The following is a 16,927-nucleotide window of genomic DNA, read 5'->3' as shown; positions in this document are numbered from 1 at the left end:
TCGAAATCAGCCGGGGTCACTATTGACAGCTTGCTGTCAATTTGGTTATATGACAGCATACTGTCAAATTACATCGGGAACATGAGTATGAAAACCGTTTCGACCGTTTCGCGCCGCGCGTTTCTGCTGGCGAGCCTTTCATCCGCAATGCTCCTGCCCGGCATTGCTTCCAGCCAGACCAGGGAGATGACCATGAAGACCTCAACCATTGCCGGCCCGCAGGGCCAGCTTGCCGGCTACGACATCAAATCCGGCGACGGCCTGCCGATCCTGTTCGCGCATGGCGACTGCAGCCGCGCCACACAGTGGAACCGGGTGATGCAGCTCACCGCAGGTGGCCGTGAGGCGGTCGCCTTCGATTTTCGCGGCCATGGCGCATCGGCGCCTGCAGCTGATGCCGACTACGGCTATGACGGCCGTGCCGACGATATTGGTGCGGTGGCCGATGCGTTCGGCCTGAAGCGGTTTGTCCTCGTTGCACATAGCGGCGGCAGTGGGGCCGCGCTCGCCTATGCCGCCGGCCATGCCGACCGTGTTGCCGGCATCCTGCTGGTCGATCCGGCGACCGATCCGCGCGCCCTGCCCAAAGAGATTCGCGACGGGTTCGTGCGCGATCTGGCGGGGCCAAACGGCGGCGATGTCCTGAGCGCTTATTACACCTCGATCGCCGGCTCCAACCCAGATGTCCGCAAACAGGTCATCGCCGATGCGGCGGTGGTCGATCCGGCGGCTCGGGCAGGCGTCGGCAAGGCGCTGGCGGAATGGAATCCCGAACCGACGCTCGACGCCTATCACGGGCCGATCTTCGTGCTGGCCACGGAGGCCAATGACAATGCGGCGGCCCTGTTTCGGCTGCGCAGCGGAATTGGCCACAGAACCGTCGCCGGTTCCGGCCATTGGGTGATGCTTGACAAGCCGGAGGCGGTGGCTGGAGCCGTCAACACTTTCGTTTCCACCATCGAGGCCGGCCAGAAATGACAAGCAGGACCGAAGCCGGAGATGTGCTCACTGAACTGGTGCTTGCCGTGTTCCGGCTGAATGGCGGGTTTCTCGACGCGGCCGACCGGCTGGCGGAGCCTGCCGGGTTGACGGCGGCGCGCTGGCAGGTTCTGGGCGCGGTGCTGAAGGAGCCGAAATCGGTTGCCGACATTGCCCGCCACATGGGGCTTGCCCGCCAGAGCGTGCAGCGCCTTGCCGACATTCTGGCCGCCGAAGGGCTCGCCGCCTATGCGGACAACCCGGCGCACCGCCGCGCCAAGCTCCTGGCGATGACCGATGCGGGCCGGGCCGCGATCAGGGATATCGGCACGCGCCAGCATGTCTGGGCCAACCGCATCAGCGAGGGCATCGAGCCTCGCGTGCTTGAGACCGCGCTTGATCTGCTGCGTATGTTGACGAAGCGGGTCGAGGAGGGCGGGGTCTGATCGACCGAGCGATTGTTTTTTGCGGCGGACGAAAGAAATCGTAATTCTGACATGTCACACGTTTCTAGCTTGCGCTATGAAACGCTAGGAGTGCTGGAATGCGGATATCGGCGATATGGGGTGCGGTGTTGGTGGCGCTGGCCGGTGTCGGCCTAGCGCGCGCCGATGTGAAGATGAGCGGCTCCTTCGTGGCCGATGCTGCCTGTCCAGCAACGCAGGCAATCAAGAGCGGCAAGAACCCCGGCAATATCGCGACAACGGCTGGACAGAGCTACGACCTCCTGGCCGGCAACAAGGATGCGCCGACGCATTACCTCATCCGCGTGCCGGGCGCCGATCCTGAGCGTCGCTGGGTCAAGATCAGCTGCGGTCATGTCACCGGCGGCAGCGCAGCCGCCCAGCCGGCCGCGCCCGCCGATCAGGGCAAGCCTGCGGCGCCGGCTTCAGGAAAACCCGAATATGTTTTCGCGCTGAGCTGGCAGCCGGCCTTCTGCGAAACCAAGTCGAGCAAGCCCGAATGCCAGGCGCAGACGGCGGGCGGCTTCGACGCGTCGCATTTCACATTGCATGGGCTCTGGCCGCAGCCGAACGGCAATTTCTATTGCCAGGTGCCGGCGAGCGACAAGGCCAATGACAATCCGGCCCATTGGGCAGACCTGCCGCCGGTCGATCTCGATGCCGCTACGCGCGCCGAGCTCGACCAGGTTATGCCGGGCACCGCCTCCAAGCTCGAACGGCATGAATGGATCAAGCACGGCACCTGCTACGGCAAGAGCCAGCAGGAGTATTTTGCCGAGGCGCTGAACCTGATGCGGGCGGTGAATGCCTCGCCGGTGCGCGAGCTCTTCACCAGGAATGTCGGCAAGCAGCTGACTTCGGACCAGATCCGCAGCGCCTTCGACAGCGCCTTCGGCGCCGGGTCGGGCGCGCGGGTGCGTGTCTCCTGCCTGGTCGATCCGTCGAGCGGCAGGCGGCTGATCGGCGAGCTGACGCTCGGCCTGACCGGCCCGATCGGCCCCGACAGTTCGCTGGGCACTCTCATGCTCGCCTCGGCGCCGACGACCAAGGCGGGCTGTCCGAAGGGCTCGGTCGATGCGGCCGGGTTCCAGTAGGATATCCGTCTGTCGCTTGGCAGTGACGCGGTGATATGGTCTGGATGTGTTTCATTCGGCGGGGGTGGCGATGAGTGGCATGACATCAGGCGCGCTGGCGCGGCTGGCTTTCTGGGCCAGGGGGATGACCGCCATTAAAGACGGCCGCATGGAATGGCCGGGCTTTTCCTATACCGATGCCGAGTGGGCGCGCATGCGCGTGCTTGCCGCGCCGATCGGGGCAAGCCGCTACCAGCTGTTCACTTGGGTCAATGCCGCGATCTTCATCGCCATTGCCGCGCTCGGCATCGTCTGTGTCTTCCTGCCGCTGGCGACACTTTTGTTTCCGGTGCCGGCCGACACCAGCGCGCTCAAATTCTCGGCTCTGCTGGCGGCGTGTGCCTTCCTCATAATCGGGCTCGGCTTGCCGATCTCCATGCGCCTGTCGAGCGCGTTGGCCATCTCTCGGGAGATGCGCGCCGGTCTTGTCGGCGAAGCCGGTGACGAAGCGCTGGCAGCAAAAGTGTCTTGGCAGATCAACCGCATCATGCTGGTCATGTGCGGCCTGCTGGTGCCCGGCATTCTGTTGTTCATCGCTTATGACATCGATGCCAGTCCGATCATCACCGTGCTGAAATGGCTGGCCATCGCGCTGATAGCCGTTTCAGTTGCGGTCGGCGCGTTGCAGCAGCGCAAGCGGAGCTGACAGCCTTATCCGCTGACGCCACGCGTGGGCAATGTCCACGCAGTTAGGTCTTCGGCATCGTCATGCGCTTCGCCGACGACGCGGTCACGCCCGGTGGACTTGGCCCTGTAGAGACGCTCGTCGGCAAGGGCGAAGAGATCGGCAAGCGAGCCTACGGTCTCATCGACAGTGGCGATGCCGGCGCTGACGCTGATGTCGAACCGGTTTACGCACGCTTTGACGGCCTGGCGGAGGTTTTCTCCGAGCAACCTGGCGACCGCATGCGGCTGCGAGCAAAGGATGGCGAACTCCTCGCCGCCGATCCTGAAAACCTGATCGTGTGCGCCGGCCGCCTGGGTCAGCACCTGGGCGATCGATCTCAGCACCCTGTCGCCCTCGGCATGGCCGAAGCGATCGTTGATCGACTTGAAATGGTCGACGTCGACGATCAGCAGGCTGAGCGGTTGGGCCGTGCGCAGGCTGACGGCAACCAGACGTTCGCCGTCGCTGTCAAAGCGTCCCCTGTGCAACAGGCCGGTGAGGCCGTCGCGGCCGACATGTTCGACCAGGGCTTCGTAGCGCTCGCGATAGGTCAACGTGTCGAAGACGTCGGACAGCCCGCGGGGTGCCACGACCTGACGCGTTTCGAACCATCTGAGGTAGGCGACAAGCATGGCGCTGTAGGCAAAAGCGGCACCCATCTTGGCCAACCAGCCGCCGAAGAAGACCGCAATCGGTGCGCCTGCGACGAAATGCAGGGCGGTGAAAAATCCGGCCTGGTCGAAGGTGAGCACGCAGGCGACGCAAATCAGGATGCGGGAGAACGGCGCCTTGCGCAGATAACGCCCGAGCTTTTCGTAAAGCAGGATGATCAGGATGGCGTCGATGAAGAGCAGCGTCGTGCCCCACACCATCAGCCAGCCCAACTGGTCGATGAAACCGATATCGGGAAGCTTGCCGTCGGAAAGGGCTGAAATATCGTGCAGGCGCAGGATCAGGACCAGCCCGATCATCAAGGCGTTGCCGAGCAAAAGGCCATAGATCGGCTGGCGCACCGTGGCCGCATCTTCCTTCACGTAGAGCAGAAGCAGCATCACCAGCTTGCCGGAAAACAGCACCGCCGAGCCTGGCGAGACCATGCCGAAGGGCAGGGCGACATAGAAGACGCTGGCGAGATAGGTTTCGAGGAAATGCATGGCGCCCAGCGCGCAGACGAAGACGCCGAGGCCGATGCGATCCCTGAAGCGGAACAGCGTGACCATGACGCTGAAGTAGACGACCGCTTCGGCAAGGAGCAGGAAACTGTTCAGCACTACCTTCGGTCCGATCTCTACTTTCGATCGCGACAGGCCAGCGATCGATCCTGTTTTGACGCTGAAGGGTTAACCGGGGATTTCAACGCTCCCTACAACCGGCGGAAAACTTAACGTGCGGTGTACACCCGGCTTGAAATGGCAAAAGCGATTGCCGTTCGGCCCGGCATCGCCTACATAGCGGCCAACCTCCATTCAATCCGACATTTTCGGTCAATCATCAAGGAAAGCGCGCGTGGCACGCCAGTTCATCTATCACATGGCCGGCCTCAACAAGGCCTATGGCACCAAGAAGGTGCTTGAGAATGTCCATCTCTCCTTCTATCCCGACGCCAAGATCGGCATCCTCGGCCCCAACGGCTCGGGCAAGTCGACGATCCTCAAGATCATGGCCGGGCTCGACAAGGAGTGGAACGGCGAAGCCTGGCTGGCCGAAGGCGCCACCGTCGGCTACCTGGCGCAGGAGCCGGCACTCGACCCGGACAAGACCGTGTTCGAGAACATCATGGAAGGTGTCGCCGCCAAGACCGCCATCATCGAGCGCTACAACGAATTGATGATGAACTACTCCGACGAGACGGCCGATGAGTCCGCCAAGCTCCAGGACGAGATGGACCGGCTCAATTTGTGGGATCTCGAACAGCAGGTCGAGATGGCGATGGAAGCGCTGGGCTGCCCGCCCAAGGATTCCGAGGTCACCAAGCTTTCGGGCGGTGAGCGCCGCCGCGTCGCGCTCTGCCAGCTGCTGCTGCGTCAGCCCGACCTCTTGCTGCTCGACGAACCGACCAACCATCTCGACGCCGAGACCACGGCGTGGCTGGAAAAGCATCTGCGCGCCTATCCCGGCGCCGTGATGATCATCACCCACGATCGCTACTTCCTCGACAATGTCACCGGGTGGATCCTCGAGCTCGATCGCGGCCGCGGCATCCCCTATGAGGGCAACTACACCAAGTACCTCGAAGCCAAGGCCAAGCGCCTCAAGCAGGAAGGTCGCGAGGACGACGCCCGCCAGCGCGCCATCGGTCGCGAACGCGAGTGGATCCAGTCCAGCCCGAAAGCCCGCCAGACCAAGTCCAAGGCGCGTATCCAGGCGTTCCAGGACCTGCTGGATGCAGCCGACAAGCGGCGTCCGAGCGATACGCAGATCGTCATTCCGCATGGCGAGCGGCTCGGCAATGTGGTGATCGAGGCGGAAGGCCTGTCCAAGGGCTTTGGCGACACGCTTTTGATCGAAGGCCTGGAATTCAAGCTGCCGCCGGGCGGCATCGTCGGTGTCATCGGCCCGAACGGCGCCGGCAAGACGACGCTGTTCCGCATGATCACCGGCCAGGAAACGCCGGATGCCGGCTCTGTGCGCGTCGGCGAAACGGTGAAGCTCGGCTATGTCGACCAGAGCCGCGATGCGCTCGATCCGTCAAAGACCGTCTGGGAAGAAATCTCCGGCGGCGCCGAAGTGGTCAAGCTCGGCAAGTTCGAGGCCAACACGCGCGCCTATTGCGCGTCGTTCAACTTCCGGGGCGGCGACCAGCAGCAGAAGGTCGGCAACCTCTCCGGCGGCCAGCGCAACCGCGTGCATCTGGCAAAAATGCTGAAGACCGGCGGCAATGTTCTGCTGCTCGACGAACCGACCAACGATCTCGATACCGAAACGCTGGCGGCACTTGAAGACGCGCTGGAAAATTTCGGCGGCTGCGCTGTCATCATCTCGCATGATCGTATGTTCCTCGACCGTCTGGCCACCCACATCCTCGCCTTCGAGGGCGACAGCCATGTCGAATGGTTCGAGGGCAATTTCGAGGACTACGAGCAGGACAAGATCCGTCGTCTCGGCCCCGAAGCCGTCAACCCGCACAGGATGACGTACAAGAGGCTGACGCGGTAGGGCTGCGGCGATCCGTTGCAGGCGGTGTGCGTTTGACCTAAATTGATCGGATGGAGTCGTCCATGATCACAGTCAAACTGCCGCAAAAAGCCGAGAAACTGCTGGCCGAAATGGCCAAGGCCAGCGGTCGCACCGCCGACCAGGTTGCAGCCGAAGCGATCCTCGAGGCCATCGAAGATTGGCACGACGCCGCAATTGCGGACGAACGCCTGAGAGATGATGACGGTGTGCGCATTCCGCTGGATGAAGTGATCCGGAAGCTCGAACGTCGTGAAGCCGAGGAGCGTCGCAAGAAGCCTGCCGCTGAATGACCTGGCGTGTCGAGTTCACGCCGCGCGCCGAGAAAGACATCGAACGGCTTTCGACGAAAGATCAACGGCGCATCCTGGAGTTCCTGAATCAGAGAGTTTCAGCGCATCCCAATCCGAGAGCCCTTGCCAAGCGCCTGACGGGCACAAAGGAAGAAGCTTGGCGGTTTCGTGTCGGTGACCACAGGATCATTACTCAGTTCCAGGACAGCCGGCTTGTCGTGCTGGTCGTGGAGGTTGGCAACCGTCGTGAGGTTTATCGATGAACAGCACAGCCGCAAAACCTGACTGGTCCGCCGCCCAATATCTGAAATTCGAGGATGAGCGCACGCGGCCCGCGCGCGATCTTGTTGCGCAGGTGCCGGTGGATTTCCCGCGCCGGGTGGTCGACATCGGCTGCGGCCCGGGCAACTCGACCGAGCTGCTGGTCGAGCGCTGGCCGGATGCTGAGGTCATCGGTTTCGACAGCTCTCCCGACATGATCGAAAAGGCGAGGGCGCGCCTGCCCAGCGTCAATTTCGACCTCGCCGATGCCTCGACCTGGCAGCCGGCCGGGCCGGTCAACGTCATCTTCGCCAATGCGGTGTTCCAGTGGCTGCCGACCCATCCGGCAGTCTTCCAGCGGCTAATGGGCTTTCTTGCGCCGGGTGGCGCGCTCGCCGTCCAGATGCCCGACAATCTGCTTGAGCCGTCGCATCGGCTGATGCGCGAGACGGCCGCCGAAATGCCGTTCGCCGCCAAGATGGCAGGTGCTGCGCGCGGCCCGCTGCCGGCCGTGTCGTTCTATTATGATCTCTTGTCGCCGCTCTCCATCCGGGTGGATATCTGGCATACGGCCTACAATCATCCGCTGACCGACGCCGAGGTGATCGTCGAATGGGTGAAGTCGACGGGGCTGAAGCCGTTTCTCGATCCGCTCGACGCCGGCGAGCGCAAGATATTCCTCGACAATTACACCGCCAAGATCACCGAGGCCTATCCGAAGACCGCAAACGGCAAGGTGCTGCTGCGCTTTCCGCGTATCTTCATCGTCGCCAAGCGGGCCGGCTAGCACTCTGCACCCGAGGATATCCGCCCACAGCCTGTGGCTTAAGCCGGCGTAAACCGGCGGGGTGAGAAAAGTGTTGTGTCGCGCCCCTTCGTCGTTCACATGAGAACGACAATGCCTGCGCATGGACGGACTGGATATGCATCGCGTCATCATCAGCGGCATCGGCGTTGAAATCCCTGAAGCCAAGATCACCAATGAAGAACTGGTCGCCAGTTTCAACGCCTGGGTCGACACGGAGAATGCGCGCCGGCAAGGCACGGATGAGACGCTGCTGCAGAAATCCGACAGCGCCTTCATCGTCCATGCCTCGGGCGTCCAGACCCGGCATGTGATCGAGCGCGAAGGCATTCTCGATCCGACCCGCATGGCGCCGCGCATTCCGGCGCGGCCCGATGATGCGCTGTCGCTGCAGGCCGAGTTTGGAGTGGCCGCGGCCCGGAAGGCGCTCGACCATGCCGGCCTGAAGCCGTCCGACATCGACCTGGTGATCTGCTCGGCCTCGCACCAGCAACGGCCCTATCCGGCGATCGCCATCGAAATGCAGGAGGCGCTGGGCACCAAGGGCGCCGGCTTCGACATGGGGCTTGGTTGTTCATCGGCCGCGGCCGCCTTGCACATTGCGGCCAATCTCGTGTGGGCGGGCGCGCACAAGCGCGTGCTGGTGGTCACGCCGGAGATCATCACCGGCCATCTCAATTTCCGCGACCGGCAGACGCATTTCATCTTCGGCGATGCATCGGTGGCGATGGTGGTCGAGGGGCTGGGCGAGGGCGAGAGGCGGCCGGGGCGTTTCGAGGTGCTGGACACGCGCACCTGGACGCAGATGTCGAACAATATCCGCACCAATCTGGGCTATCACACCCGAACCGCCCAGGACGATCCTTACATGATCAACCTCGAAGGCAATCTGATCAAACAGGTCGGCAACAAGGTGTTCAAGGAAGTCACCGTCGCCGGCCACAAATTCATTGTCGAATTCCTCGCCGAACACGGGCTGACGCCGCAAGCCATCAGGCGATTCTGGCTGCATCAGGCCAATGCGCGAATGAACGCCATGATCCTGAAACTGGCCTTCGGCCACGAGGTCGACCATGACCGCGCGCCGATGGTGCTGGAGCGGCTCGGCAACACCGCCGGCGCTGGCGCCATCATCGCGCTGTCGGAAAACCACGCCGACATGAAGCCCGGCGATTTCGGCGTGCTGTGCGCCTTCGGCGCCGGCTATTCGATCGGCGGCGCGCTTTTGCGGATGCTGTAATCAGGCCGGCATGAACGGCACCAGCATCGGTACGCGGCGGGCATAGTCGTCATAGGCGTTGCCGAGTTCTCCGCGCAGAAAGCGTTCCTCCAGCCTTGCCTTCATGACGATGCCGATGGACGCTATCAGCCGGTTTGATCGAATCATCATCGCTTTCGACTGGACCCGAGCCCACGGCTACGGCTATTTGCGACGTCATCCTGCAGAAGGAACGAAGCCATGCTGGACCTCTTCCCGGAGTCTGAGAAGCCGGTCGACATCATCCCCGCCAGGAAGCTGTCCGCCAAAGTGGCCGCTCTGTACGTCGCACCGTCGAATCACTTCCAGACGCGCCCGGTGGAAGCATTGCAGCTCGGTTTCGAAGGCATCGACGGCGACTTCCACGCCGGCGCCACCCGTCGTTCCGGCGGTCGCGAACCCTGGTATCCGCGCGGCACCGAAATCCGCAACGAGCGGCAGATATCAATCGTAGCAGCGAATGAACTCGGCGTCGTTGCCGAGCGGATGGGGCTGGCCGAGATCAAGCCGGAATGGATCGGCGCCAATCTGCTGATCGAAGGCGTGCCGCATCTCTCGATGCTGCCGTCAGGCACGCTGCTGTTCTTCAGAGATGGCGTGACGATCAAGGTTGATGCGCAGAACGGACCTTGCCGGCTTGCCGGACGTTCGATTGCCGAAAACGCCGGGATGGCCGATCCGGAGGCCGGCGCGCTGGCCTTCCCGAAGGCGGCGAAACGGCTGCGCGGCCTCGTTGCCTGGGTCGAGAAACCGGGTCGTATGACAACAGGGGAAGAGATCTCGGTGCGCGTGCCCGAGCAGTGGATTTATCGATCCTAGCACCGGGCTAGGGCAAGGGCTGCGCCGCCGGGGCGACGCAGCCGGATTTCAAGACGCGCTCAGGCCGCCTTGCGGTTCTTCTTGGCGCCCTGCGCCTCGACGGAAACGTAGTCCACTTTTCCCACAGCGCGATGCGGTTGGCGTATTCCTGCTTGATCATCGGCAGGCCGCCATCGCCGAAGAAGACGCGCAGCGGCGGCTCGGCCGCGTCGACGATTTCAAGCATCGCCGGTCCGGTGGCCTCGGGGTCGCCGGCGACCGAGTTGGCGCGGCGTTCCGCCATCTTGGCGCGGGCCGGCGCGTAAGCCTCGATCGCTTTGGAGACCTTGGCCGAGGCGCCGGACCAATCGGTGGAGAAGCCGCCCGGTTCGACAAGCGTCACATGGATGCCGAATTCGGCGACCTCGATGCTGAGCGACTGGCTGAAGGCTTCGAGCGCCCATTTCGAGGCATGGTAAAGGCCGAGCGAGGCAAAGGCGTTGACGCCGCCGATCGACGAGATCTGGATGATATGGCCGGAGCCCTGCGCCCGCATGATCGGCAAAGCCGCCTGGGTGACCCAGAGCGCGCCGAACACATTGGTCTCGATCTGGTCGCGGGCTTCCTGTTCGCTGACTTCCTCGATGGCGCCGAAATGGCCATAGCCGGCATTGTTGATGACGACGTCGAGCCGGCCAAAGCGCTTGTGCGCCTCGGCGATGGCCGCATCGACAGCCTTCTTGTCGGTGACGTCGAGCTTGATCGCGGCGACATTATCGCCGTATTTCGCGACGAGATCGGCGAGCGTGCCGGCATCGCGCGCGGTTGCGGCGACACGGTCGCCGCGAGCGAGTGCGGCCTCGGCCCAGACTCGGCCAAAGCCTTTCGACGATCCGGTGATGAACCAAACCTTGCTTGTCATGACGTGGAATCCTTGCCCATGCGGGCCGTGAACTGGGAAGCGGAGGCTTCTCCGCTTCCGCGATATACGGTGCGTCGAGCGATTTTCCAGAGGCGAGGGGGAATCTTTTTGGTCACGTCATCGTGTGGAGCAGGACCTTCGCCGGTCAGGGATAGCGCACCGGGCTCGACCAGGCCGGGTCGTCATGCTTTTGCCAGTAGAGCGCCATCAAGCGCTTTGTGATCCCGCCTATCTTGCCGTCGGCGACAGCAGCGCCGTCGATCACTGTCACCGGCATGATGCCGCCGGCGGTGGAAGTGATGAAGACTTCGTCGGCAGCCTTCAGCGCGGCAACGCTGACGTCGACGGCCGTGGTGGGAAGCGCTGCCTCGGCGCAGAGGTCGAAGACGGTGCGCCTGGTGATGCCGGGCAGCACGCCGGCGGCTGGCGTCGACAGCCTGCCGTCCTTGACGCAGAACACGTTGAAGCCGGGGCCTTCGGCGACATTGCCGTTGAAGTCGAGAATCAATGCGGTTTCGGCCCCACGGTCATAAGCGTCGTAGAGGCCGCGCACGAGGTCGAGCCAGTGGTAGTTCTTGATCGCCGGATCGATCGAGACCGGCGGAATGCGCACCTTGTCGCTAATGGCGACATGCAGGCCGCGCCGCAACTGCTCGGCATTGGCGACCGAGCCGAAGGGAACTGCGAAGGCCATGAAGCGGTTGACCGCCTGGCGCGGATCGCGGCTGAAGGTCGGCGAGGCGCCGCGTGTGCACAGCATTTCGACATAGGCGGCGCGATGGCCCGACAGCGCCACGCAATTGTGCAGAATCTCGGCCACACCATCGCGGTCGGACGGGATCGTCATGCGCAGTTTTTGCAAGCCGGCGAAGAAGCGGTCGAGATGCAGGTCGAGTCGGAAGAAGCTCCCGTCCCAGACATGCACGGTGTCGTAGGTGGCGTCGGAATGCAGAAAGCCCCAATCCAGCACCGAGATCTTGGCTTGCGACATCGGCAGATACTGACCATCGAGAAAGGCGATGCCGTCGGGATAGGAATGCGGATCGATATGGCGATCCGACAAAGCCGGCAATGGCACAATGCTACCGGCTGCTGCGCTTCGGTTCATGGCGATTGGTCCCTTCGGCTTGATGCGGCAGATTCAAGCTAGTGGTCCCCTGCAGGCGGCATAGGGCCACCCAACCATCGCTGTTTGTCCTAGGTAGCACATTCGATATGCCCTATGGTCCGGCTTGAAAATATCCGGCCGGGAGGGGCAAAATGGGCAGATCTTTTCGGACCATCAGCTTTGCAATTTTCCTCGTCTTCGTCACTGGCCATGCCTTCGCGCAATGCGCTCGCGAGGGCGAGGCGCTGTGCCAGAACGGCCAGACCTATCGTTGCGAGAAGACGGGCAGCGAGCTGACGCCGATCTTTCAGAACGTGCCTTGCGTGGTCAACGCGGCGGGGCTCAACGGCGTCTGGACCGGCAGCGGTCATCAAAGTCCGGCCGGTGCTGCCAGCGCCGATTGGGCGATCGCAATGACAATCGGCGATGGCGCCGCGTCGATCGACTATTCGTCGCTCGGCTGCGGCGGATCGTTGACCCAGATTTCTCGCGACGACAGTTCGGCGGAATACCGGGAAAACATCAGCTACGGCCAGGACAAGTGCATCGACGGTGGCGGCATCACCGTCCGATTTTTCAAAGGGAACCTGTCCTGGACCTGGGTTGGCCAGGCCGACGGCCAGCCCTACAATGCGGTTGCCGTATTGAAGCGACGGTAGCTGAAGTTATTCCTCTTCGTCCTCTGCATCGAGCAGGCGCGTGGCGCGCCAACGGGTCAGCACCATGTTTGTTTGCTCGATGACGAAGAACCGCGCCGAGTCGCGGTCATAGCCCTCGGCCAGCAGCTTTTCATAGTCGGTATGGCCGTGCCTGATATGGGCGATCGTCGCCAGCCAGACCGCGATGCCCGGCGGCAGCGTCTTCATGTGCACGGCGCCGGCCTCGGTGCGGATTTTCTCCATATCGGCATAGGGCGCCAGGGGCAGCAGTGCGGTCAGCGCCTTGGCGATGGCGCGGCGGCGGCCGGTGGGCGCACTCATTTTTCGTCACGCCCGGCAATGGTCGCCTCGGGAAAGGCGTCGGTCGAGGCGAAATAGGGCTTGATGTCGATCACTGGCGTGCCGTCGAGAACATCGATGGCGTCGATGGCGATGCGGCCGTTGTCGATGTCGACGGCGATCAGGCCGGCGACATGCAACCCGATCGGGTTCGGCCGGGCAGGGGAGCGCAGCGAGAAAACCCCTTTCGGTTCAGCCGCATGGCGGGGTTTCTGCACAATCAGTCCTCGCGGCGCGTAATGCAGCCAGGACAGGAGGACGATGTGGCTGGCCCGCTCCAGCGCAAGCAGACCGTCGCGATAGGGTGGGTCGATGAGAACGGTGGCCGCCTGTCCGGTCTCGAGGGCGGCGCGCATGTTCTTCGGGCAGCTTTCGCGCGTGGTCCATGGCGAGGCGATGCGGCCGATAAACACGATATGGCCATCCGCCGGCATGTCAGCCGGGTCGGCCTGCAGGAGCTTTTCGCCGTCGCGCGTCTCGAACATGGCTTTCGCCCTAGCACAAGTTTCCAGCCCATCGTCAGGGAAAAGCGGTTCTCTCTGGCGGGGACCATGTGTGCGGCATTTTCTTGTCAGGAAGCGACATAGGCCTTGCTATGCCGCCAAAGCTGACATAAACATATGTTTATATCTTTTCAACGAGAGCGCGCCGATGCATGTTTCGCTCGATACGATGGTTGATACGTTGAAGGCTGCGGCCGAATCGAGCCGGCTCCGCATCCTGGCGCTGCTGTCGCGCGGCGATCTCACCGTGTCCGACCTCACCGAGATCCTCAGCCAGTCGCAACCGCGGGTGTCGCGGCATTTGAAGCTGCTGCTGGAGGCCGGGTTGATCGGCCGCTACCAGGAGGGCTCGTGGGCCTTCTTCCGGCTGTCGGATACGGATTCCGCGCGCGACTTCGTCATGGGGCTGGTCTCCGGCATTCGCGGCGCCGATCCACAGGTCGAGCGCGATCTCGAGCGGTTGGCATCGGTCAAGCGCAAGCGCCAGGACCGTGCCGCCGAGTATTTCTCCGAGAACGCCGCCAGCTGGGATCACATCCGCTCGCTGCATGTGCCGGACCGCGCGGTGGAAGCCGCACTCCTCAAGCTGGTCGGCAAGCGGCCATTCCAGTCGATGCTAGATCTCGGCACTGGTACCGGGCGGCTGCTGGAGATATTTTCGCCGCTCTACCGGCGCGGCGTCGGCATCGACATGTCGCGGGAAATGCTGACGGTGGCGCGGGCCAATCTCGACAAGGCAGGCATCGCCAATGCGCAGGTCCGCCAAGGCGACATTTTCGCGCCGCCGGTCGAGCGCGACGCCTTCGACCTCGTCACCATCCATCAGGTGCTGCACTATCTCGACGATCCGGCACGCGCCATTCGCGAGGCGGCGCGGCTGCTGCGTCCGGCGGGCCGGCTGGTGATCGTCGACTTCGCGCCGCATGCGCTGGAATTCCTGCGCGACCAGCATGCGCATGTCAGGCTGGGCTTTTCCGACCGCCAGATCTCCGAATGGTTTGCCGAGGCCGGGCTTGATCTCGAGGATGCCCAGGAATTCGAGCCGCGCGGCGGCAACGAAGCCAGGCTCACCGTCAAGCTGTGGCTCGGCCGCGACCGCCGCATGCTGATCGCCGAGCCTTCAAATGACACCCAACCTACCAAAGCGTACCCTATGGGGGAAATCGCCTGATGAACCAGTTCCGCTTTTCCCGCCGTCCCGACATTGGCGACAAGGTGCGCGTCTCCTTCGAGTTCTTCCCGCCGAAGACCGACGAGATGGAAGCCAGGCTCTGGGACACCGTCACCAGGTTGGAGCCGCTGAAGCCGAGATTCGTCTCGGTGACCTACGGCGCCGGCGGCTCGACGCGGGAGCGCACGGCGCGCACGGTCAAGCGCATCCTGAACGAGACGACGCTGACGCCGGCGGCGCACATGACCTGCGTCGACGCCGCCCGCCATGAGGTCGACGCCGTCGTCCGCGAATTCGCCGACATGGGCGTGAAGCGCTTCGTCGCCTTGCGTGGCGATCCGGCGGCGGGTGTCGGTACGGCCTACCGGCCGCATCCCGATGGCTATGCCAATGGCGCCGAACTTGTCGGAGCGCTGAAGGACGCCGGCGATTTCGACATCTCGGTCTCGGCCTATCCCGAAAAGCATCCGGAAAGCCCCGACTTTGCCACCGACTTCGACATGCTGAAGCGCAAGGCGGATAACGGCGCGACGCGGGCGATCACCCAGTTCTTCTTCGACAACGATCTCTACGAGCGTTACGTCGAGAAGGCGCGACGCGCCGGCATCTACATCCCGATCGTGCCCGGCATCCTGCCGGTGCACAATTTCACCCAGGTCGCCAATTTCTCGGCACGCTGCGGCGCGCTCGTGCCGGCATGGCTGGCCGAGCGTTTCGAAGGGCTGCACAACGATCCGCAGACGCATGCGCTCGTGGCGTCTGCCGTGGCGGCCGAGCAGGTGCTCGATCTCGTCGAGCGCGGCGTCAGCGACTTCCATTTCTACACCATGAACCGGGCCGACCTGGTATTTGCCATCTGCCATATGATCGGCATCCGCTCCCACGAAACAGAGGCAGCTGGATCCGCCGCCGCCTGAGCTTCATCGTGGTATGAAATCTGAAATGCAAAAGGCCGGGCGAAACACCCGGCCTTTCGAATTTGTGGGCTATTGCTGCTGTTCTTCCGCTCCGGCGGTTACGGAAGAACACCTATGATAAGGGCGCCAATGAAGGCAAATGCAGCACAGATCATCAATGCGTTGATTGGCCTCGTAAGTCCCATGTCATAGTCTCCTCTTCAAGAGCTATGGGTGGAGTCTAGGGGCATTTGTGCCACAGGCAAGCGGAAAATATGCTGCAATGCGACGCGATTGTGGAATTTGCGACCTGCCACCTGTCGTTAAGCGTTGAAACTCTTCGGCAAAAGCCGCTGGCAGCCTGTGAATAAATTGTGACGCGGCCGTGGCGAAAGCGAGGCATGGCAGCGCTACCAGACCTAAAGCGCGTCGTTGTTCCAAAACCGCTGCGCACTTTTGATCGACAGGCATTAGCGCCGACCAAACAACCGCCCGTCGATCGTCACGAGGCCAAGCGCGATCAGTGCCATGCCGCAGAACTCGAACAGAGCGAGCCGCTCACCCAGGAACAGGAGGCCGAGCAGGATGGCGCTGGCCGGGACGATGAGCGTGACCAGCGAGGCGTTGGTGGCGCCGGCCGAGGCGACGAGGTTGAAATAGAGGATGTAGGCGAAGGCGGTGGAGAGCAGCGCCAGCGCCAGCACCGCCGTCCAGACCGGCGGCGAGGCCGAGAACAGGCCGGCCGGGCCATAGGTGAGCAGCACCACCGGGATCATGACGATGGTCGACGCCGTCAATTGTCCGGTGGCGATGACCGGCGAGGGCACGCCCTTGAAGCGGCGGGCAATCATCAGCGCGACGGCGTAAGACAGCGAGGCGCCGATCAGCGCGAATTTCGCCCAGACCGGGCCGCCGAGCCCGGCCAGCAGGCCGGGGCCGATCATGACAGCGGTGCCGGCGATGCCGAGCCCGATGCCGGCAAGCTTGTTCCAGGAGAGCTTTTCGTCCGCTGTCAGCGCGTTGGCGAGGATCAGCGTCCAGAACGGCGTCGTCGCGTTGAGCACCGAGGCGACGCCGGCGCCAAGCGCGGTCTGGCCGGCAAAGATCAGCGAGAACGGGACGACATTGTTGGCGAGCGCCAAAAGGAAAAACAGGCCGGCATGCGGCAAGGCGAGGCGGAAGGACGGACCGCGAATGCCGAGATAGAGCTGCAGTGCAATGGCCGCGATGGCAACGCGAAACAGCACCAGCACCAGCGGGTGCATTTCGGCAACGGCGATGCGGGCAAAGAAGAACGAGCCGCCCCAGATGGCGCCGAGCAGCAGAAGCTGTCCCCAGTCCCTCAGCGTCATCGGTCCGCGCTGCACGGCTGTCGTGGCTATTGCCATCGTGAACGTCCTTCCCCGCGGCATCAATGCCAGCCACTCAGGCAGAAGGCATATCGGGACCGGCGACAAGAGCCACCCGAAACCTGATTGCTGGCAACAGTGCTGCCAGA

General features: G+C 63.2%; 19 protein-coding genes and 1 pseudogene. 13 read left to right on the top strand and 7 right to left on the bottom strand.

Annotated features, from left to right (window positions below; genetic code table 11):
- Positions 1–87 precede the first annotated feature (87 nt).
- The 4 genes from NKH22_RS07635 (at position 88) to NKH22_RS07620 (ending at position 3,221) form a co-directional block, all read left to right on the top strand.
- Positions 88–978: an alpha/beta fold hydrolase gene (locus NKH22_RS07635; protein ID WP_352909289.1), complete on the top strand. Its 891-nt coding sequence runs from the start codon at positions 88–90 to the stop codon at positions 976–978.
- A complete protein-coding gene (locus NKH22_RS07630) occupies positions 975–1,424 on the top strand; it encodes a MarR family winged helix-turn-helix transcriptional regulator (RefSeq protein WP_023714791.1) in 450 nt (149 codons plus the stop codon). Before NKH22_RS07635 ends, NKH22_RS07630 begins: the two co-directional genes overlap by 4 nt.
- A gap of 98 nt (positions 1,425–1,522) precedes the next feature.
- Positions 1,523–2,536 (top strand): ribonuclease T2 family protein, encoded by a 1,014-nt coding sequence (locus tag NKH22_RS07625; protein ID WP_023735981.1) that lies wholly within the window; start codon positions 1,523–1,525, stop codon positions 2,534–2,536.
- 70 nt (positions 2,537–2,606) lie between these two features.
- Entirely contained in the window at positions 2,607–3,221 is a 615-nt protein-coding gene (locus tag NKH22_RS07620; RefSeq protein ID WP_031194875.1) for a hypothetical protein, read from the top strand.
- Positions 3,222–3,226: 5 nt separating this feature from the next.
- On the opposite strand, the gene NKH22_RS07615 is transcribed toward NKH22_RS07620, so the two are convergent.
- Complete coding sequence (locus NKH22_RS07615) at positions 3,227–4,513, bottom strand: GGDEF domain-containing protein (protein ID WP_023744581.1); 1,287 nt, start codon at positions 4,511–4,513, stop codon at positions 3,227–3,229.
- Between the two features lie 235 nt (positions 4,514–4,748).
- Here NKH22_RS07615 and ettA point away from each other — a divergent pair, with 235 nt between their 5' ends.
- The 5 genes from ettA to NKH22_RS07590 all read left to right on the top strand — a co-directional run bounded on the left by ettA (position 4,749) and on the right by NKH22_RS07590 (position 9,015).
- Positions 4,749–6,398 (top strand): energy-dependent translational throttle protein EttA, encoded by a 1,650-nt coding sequence (gene ettA / locus NKH22_RS07610; RefSeq protein ID WP_023744582.1) that lies wholly within the window; start codon positions 4,749–4,751, stop codon positions 6,396–6,398.
- Between the two features lie 62 nt (positions 6,399–6,460).
- Positions 6,461–6,709: a DUF6290 family protein gene (locus NKH22_RS07605; RefSeq protein WP_023668236.1), complete on the top strand. Its 249-nt coding sequence runs from the start codon at positions 6,461–6,463 to the stop codon at positions 6,707–6,709.
- The gene (locus NKH22_RS07600; protein WP_023668237.1) at positions 6,706–6,972 is read left to right on the top strand and encodes a type II toxin-antitoxin system RelE family toxin; all 267 of its coding nucleotides are present in this window, start codon (positions 6,706–6,708) and stop codon (positions 6,970–6,972) included. The genes NKH22_RS07605 and NKH22_RS07600 overlap by 4 nt, the downstream gene beginning before the upstream one ends.
- Positions 6,969–7,757 (top strand): trans-aconitate 2-methyltransferase, encoded by a 789-nt coding sequence (tam, locus tag NKH22_RS07595; RefSeq protein WP_023744583.1) that lies wholly within the window; start codon positions 6,969–6,971, stop codon positions 7,755–7,757. The genes NKH22_RS07600 and tam overlap by 4 nt, the downstream gene beginning before the upstream one ends.
- 136 nt (positions 7,758–7,893) lie before the next feature.
- Entirely contained in the window at positions 7,894–9,015 is a 1,122-nt protein-coding gene (locus tag NKH22_RS07590; RefSeq protein ID WP_352909408.1) for a beta-ketoacyl-ACP synthase III, read from the top strand.
- On the opposite strand, the gene NKH22_RS07585 is transcribed toward NKH22_RS07590, so the two are convergent.
- On the bottom strand, positions 9,016–9,165 hold the full coding sequence (locus tag NKH22_RS07585) for a hypothetical protein (RefSeq protein WP_023705569.1): 150 nt from the start codon (positions 9,163–9,165) through the stop codon (positions 9,016–9,018).
- A gap of 69 nt (positions 9,166–9,234) precedes the next feature.
- On the opposite strand from NKH22_RS07585, the gene NKH22_RS07580 reads away from it, so the two are divergent.
- On the top strand, positions 9,235–9,852 hold the full coding sequence (locus NKH22_RS07580) for an MOSC domain-containing protein (RefSeq protein ID WP_023705568.1): 618 nt from the start codon (positions 9,235–9,237) through the stop codon (positions 9,850–9,852).
- A 59-nt stretch (positions 9,853–9,911) separates the two neighbouring features.
- Here the strand turns inward: NKH22_RS07580 and NKH22_RS07575 are convergent.
- Positions 9,912–10,753 (bottom strand): annotated as a pseudogene (locus tag NKH22_RS07575) (SDR family oxidoreductase).
- Between the two features lie 145 nt (positions 10,754–10,898).
- The gene (locus NKH22_RS07570) at positions 10,899–11,861 is read right to left on the bottom strand and encodes a D-amino acid aminotransferase (protein ID WP_023668243.1); all 963 of its coding nucleotides are present in this window, start codon (positions 11,859–11,861) and stop codon (positions 10,899–10,901) included.
- Positions 11,862–12,013: 152 nt separating this feature from the next.
- On the opposite strand from NKH22_RS07570, the gene NKH22_RS07565 reads away from it, so the two are divergent.
- A complete protein-coding gene (locus tag NKH22_RS07565; RefSeq protein ID WP_352909286.1) occupies positions 12,014–12,520 on the top strand; it encodes a hypothetical protein in 507 nt (168 codons plus the stop codon).
- Between the two features lie 6 nt (positions 12,521–12,526).
- Here the strand turns inward: NKH22_RS07565 and NKH22_RS07560 are convergent, their stop codons facing one another.
- Positions 12,527–12,841: a DUF2293 domain-containing protein gene (locus NKH22_RS07560; protein ID WP_023668245.1), complete on the bottom strand. Its 315-nt coding sequence runs from the start codon at positions 12,839–12,841 to the stop codon at positions 12,527–12,529.
- On the bottom strand, positions 12,838–13,344 hold the full coding sequence (gene tsaA, locus NKH22_RS07555) for a tRNA (N6-threonylcarbamoyladenosine(37)-N6)-methyltransferase TrmO (RefSeq protein WP_352909284.1): 507 nt from the start codon (positions 13,342–13,344) through the stop codon (positions 12,838–12,840). Before tsaA ends, NKH22_RS07560 begins: the two co-directional genes overlap by 4 nt.
- A 166-nt stretch (positions 13,345–13,510) precedes the next feature.
- Here tsaA and NKH22_RS07550 point away from each other — a divergent pair, with 166 nt between their 5' ends.
- The gene (locus NKH22_RS07550; protein WP_023739873.1) at positions 13,511–14,533 is read left to right on the top strand and encodes an ArsR/SmtB family transcription factor; all 1,023 of its coding nucleotides are present in this window, start codon (positions 13,511–13,513) and stop codon (positions 14,531–14,533) included.
- Positions 14,533–15,450 (top strand): methylenetetrahydrofolate reductase [NAD(P)H], encoded by a 918-nt coding sequence (gene metF, locus NKH22_RS07545; protein ID WP_023688016.1) that lies wholly within the window; start codon positions 14,533–14,535, stop codon positions 15,448–15,450. Before NKH22_RS07550 ends, metF begins: the two co-directional genes overlap by 1 nt.
- Before the next feature lie 449 nt (positions 15,451–15,899).
- On the opposite strand, the gene NKH22_RS07540 is transcribed toward metF, so the two are convergent.
- A complete protein-coding gene (locus NKH22_RS07540) occupies positions 15,900–16,817 on the bottom strand; it encodes a DMT family transporter (protein WP_352909282.1) in 918 nt (305 codons plus the stop codon).
- Positions 16,818–16,927: the final 110 nt, after the last annotated feature.

The sequence above is a fragment of the Mesorhizobium sp. M1252 genome, from assembly GCF_040318265.1.
GTDB lineage: Bacteria > Pseudomonadota > Alphaproteobacteria > Rhizobiales > Rhizobiaceae > Mesorhizobium.
The sequence above is the reverse complement of the archived record's forward strand: the minus strand, read 5'-3'. Positions and strand labels throughout refer to the sequence as shown.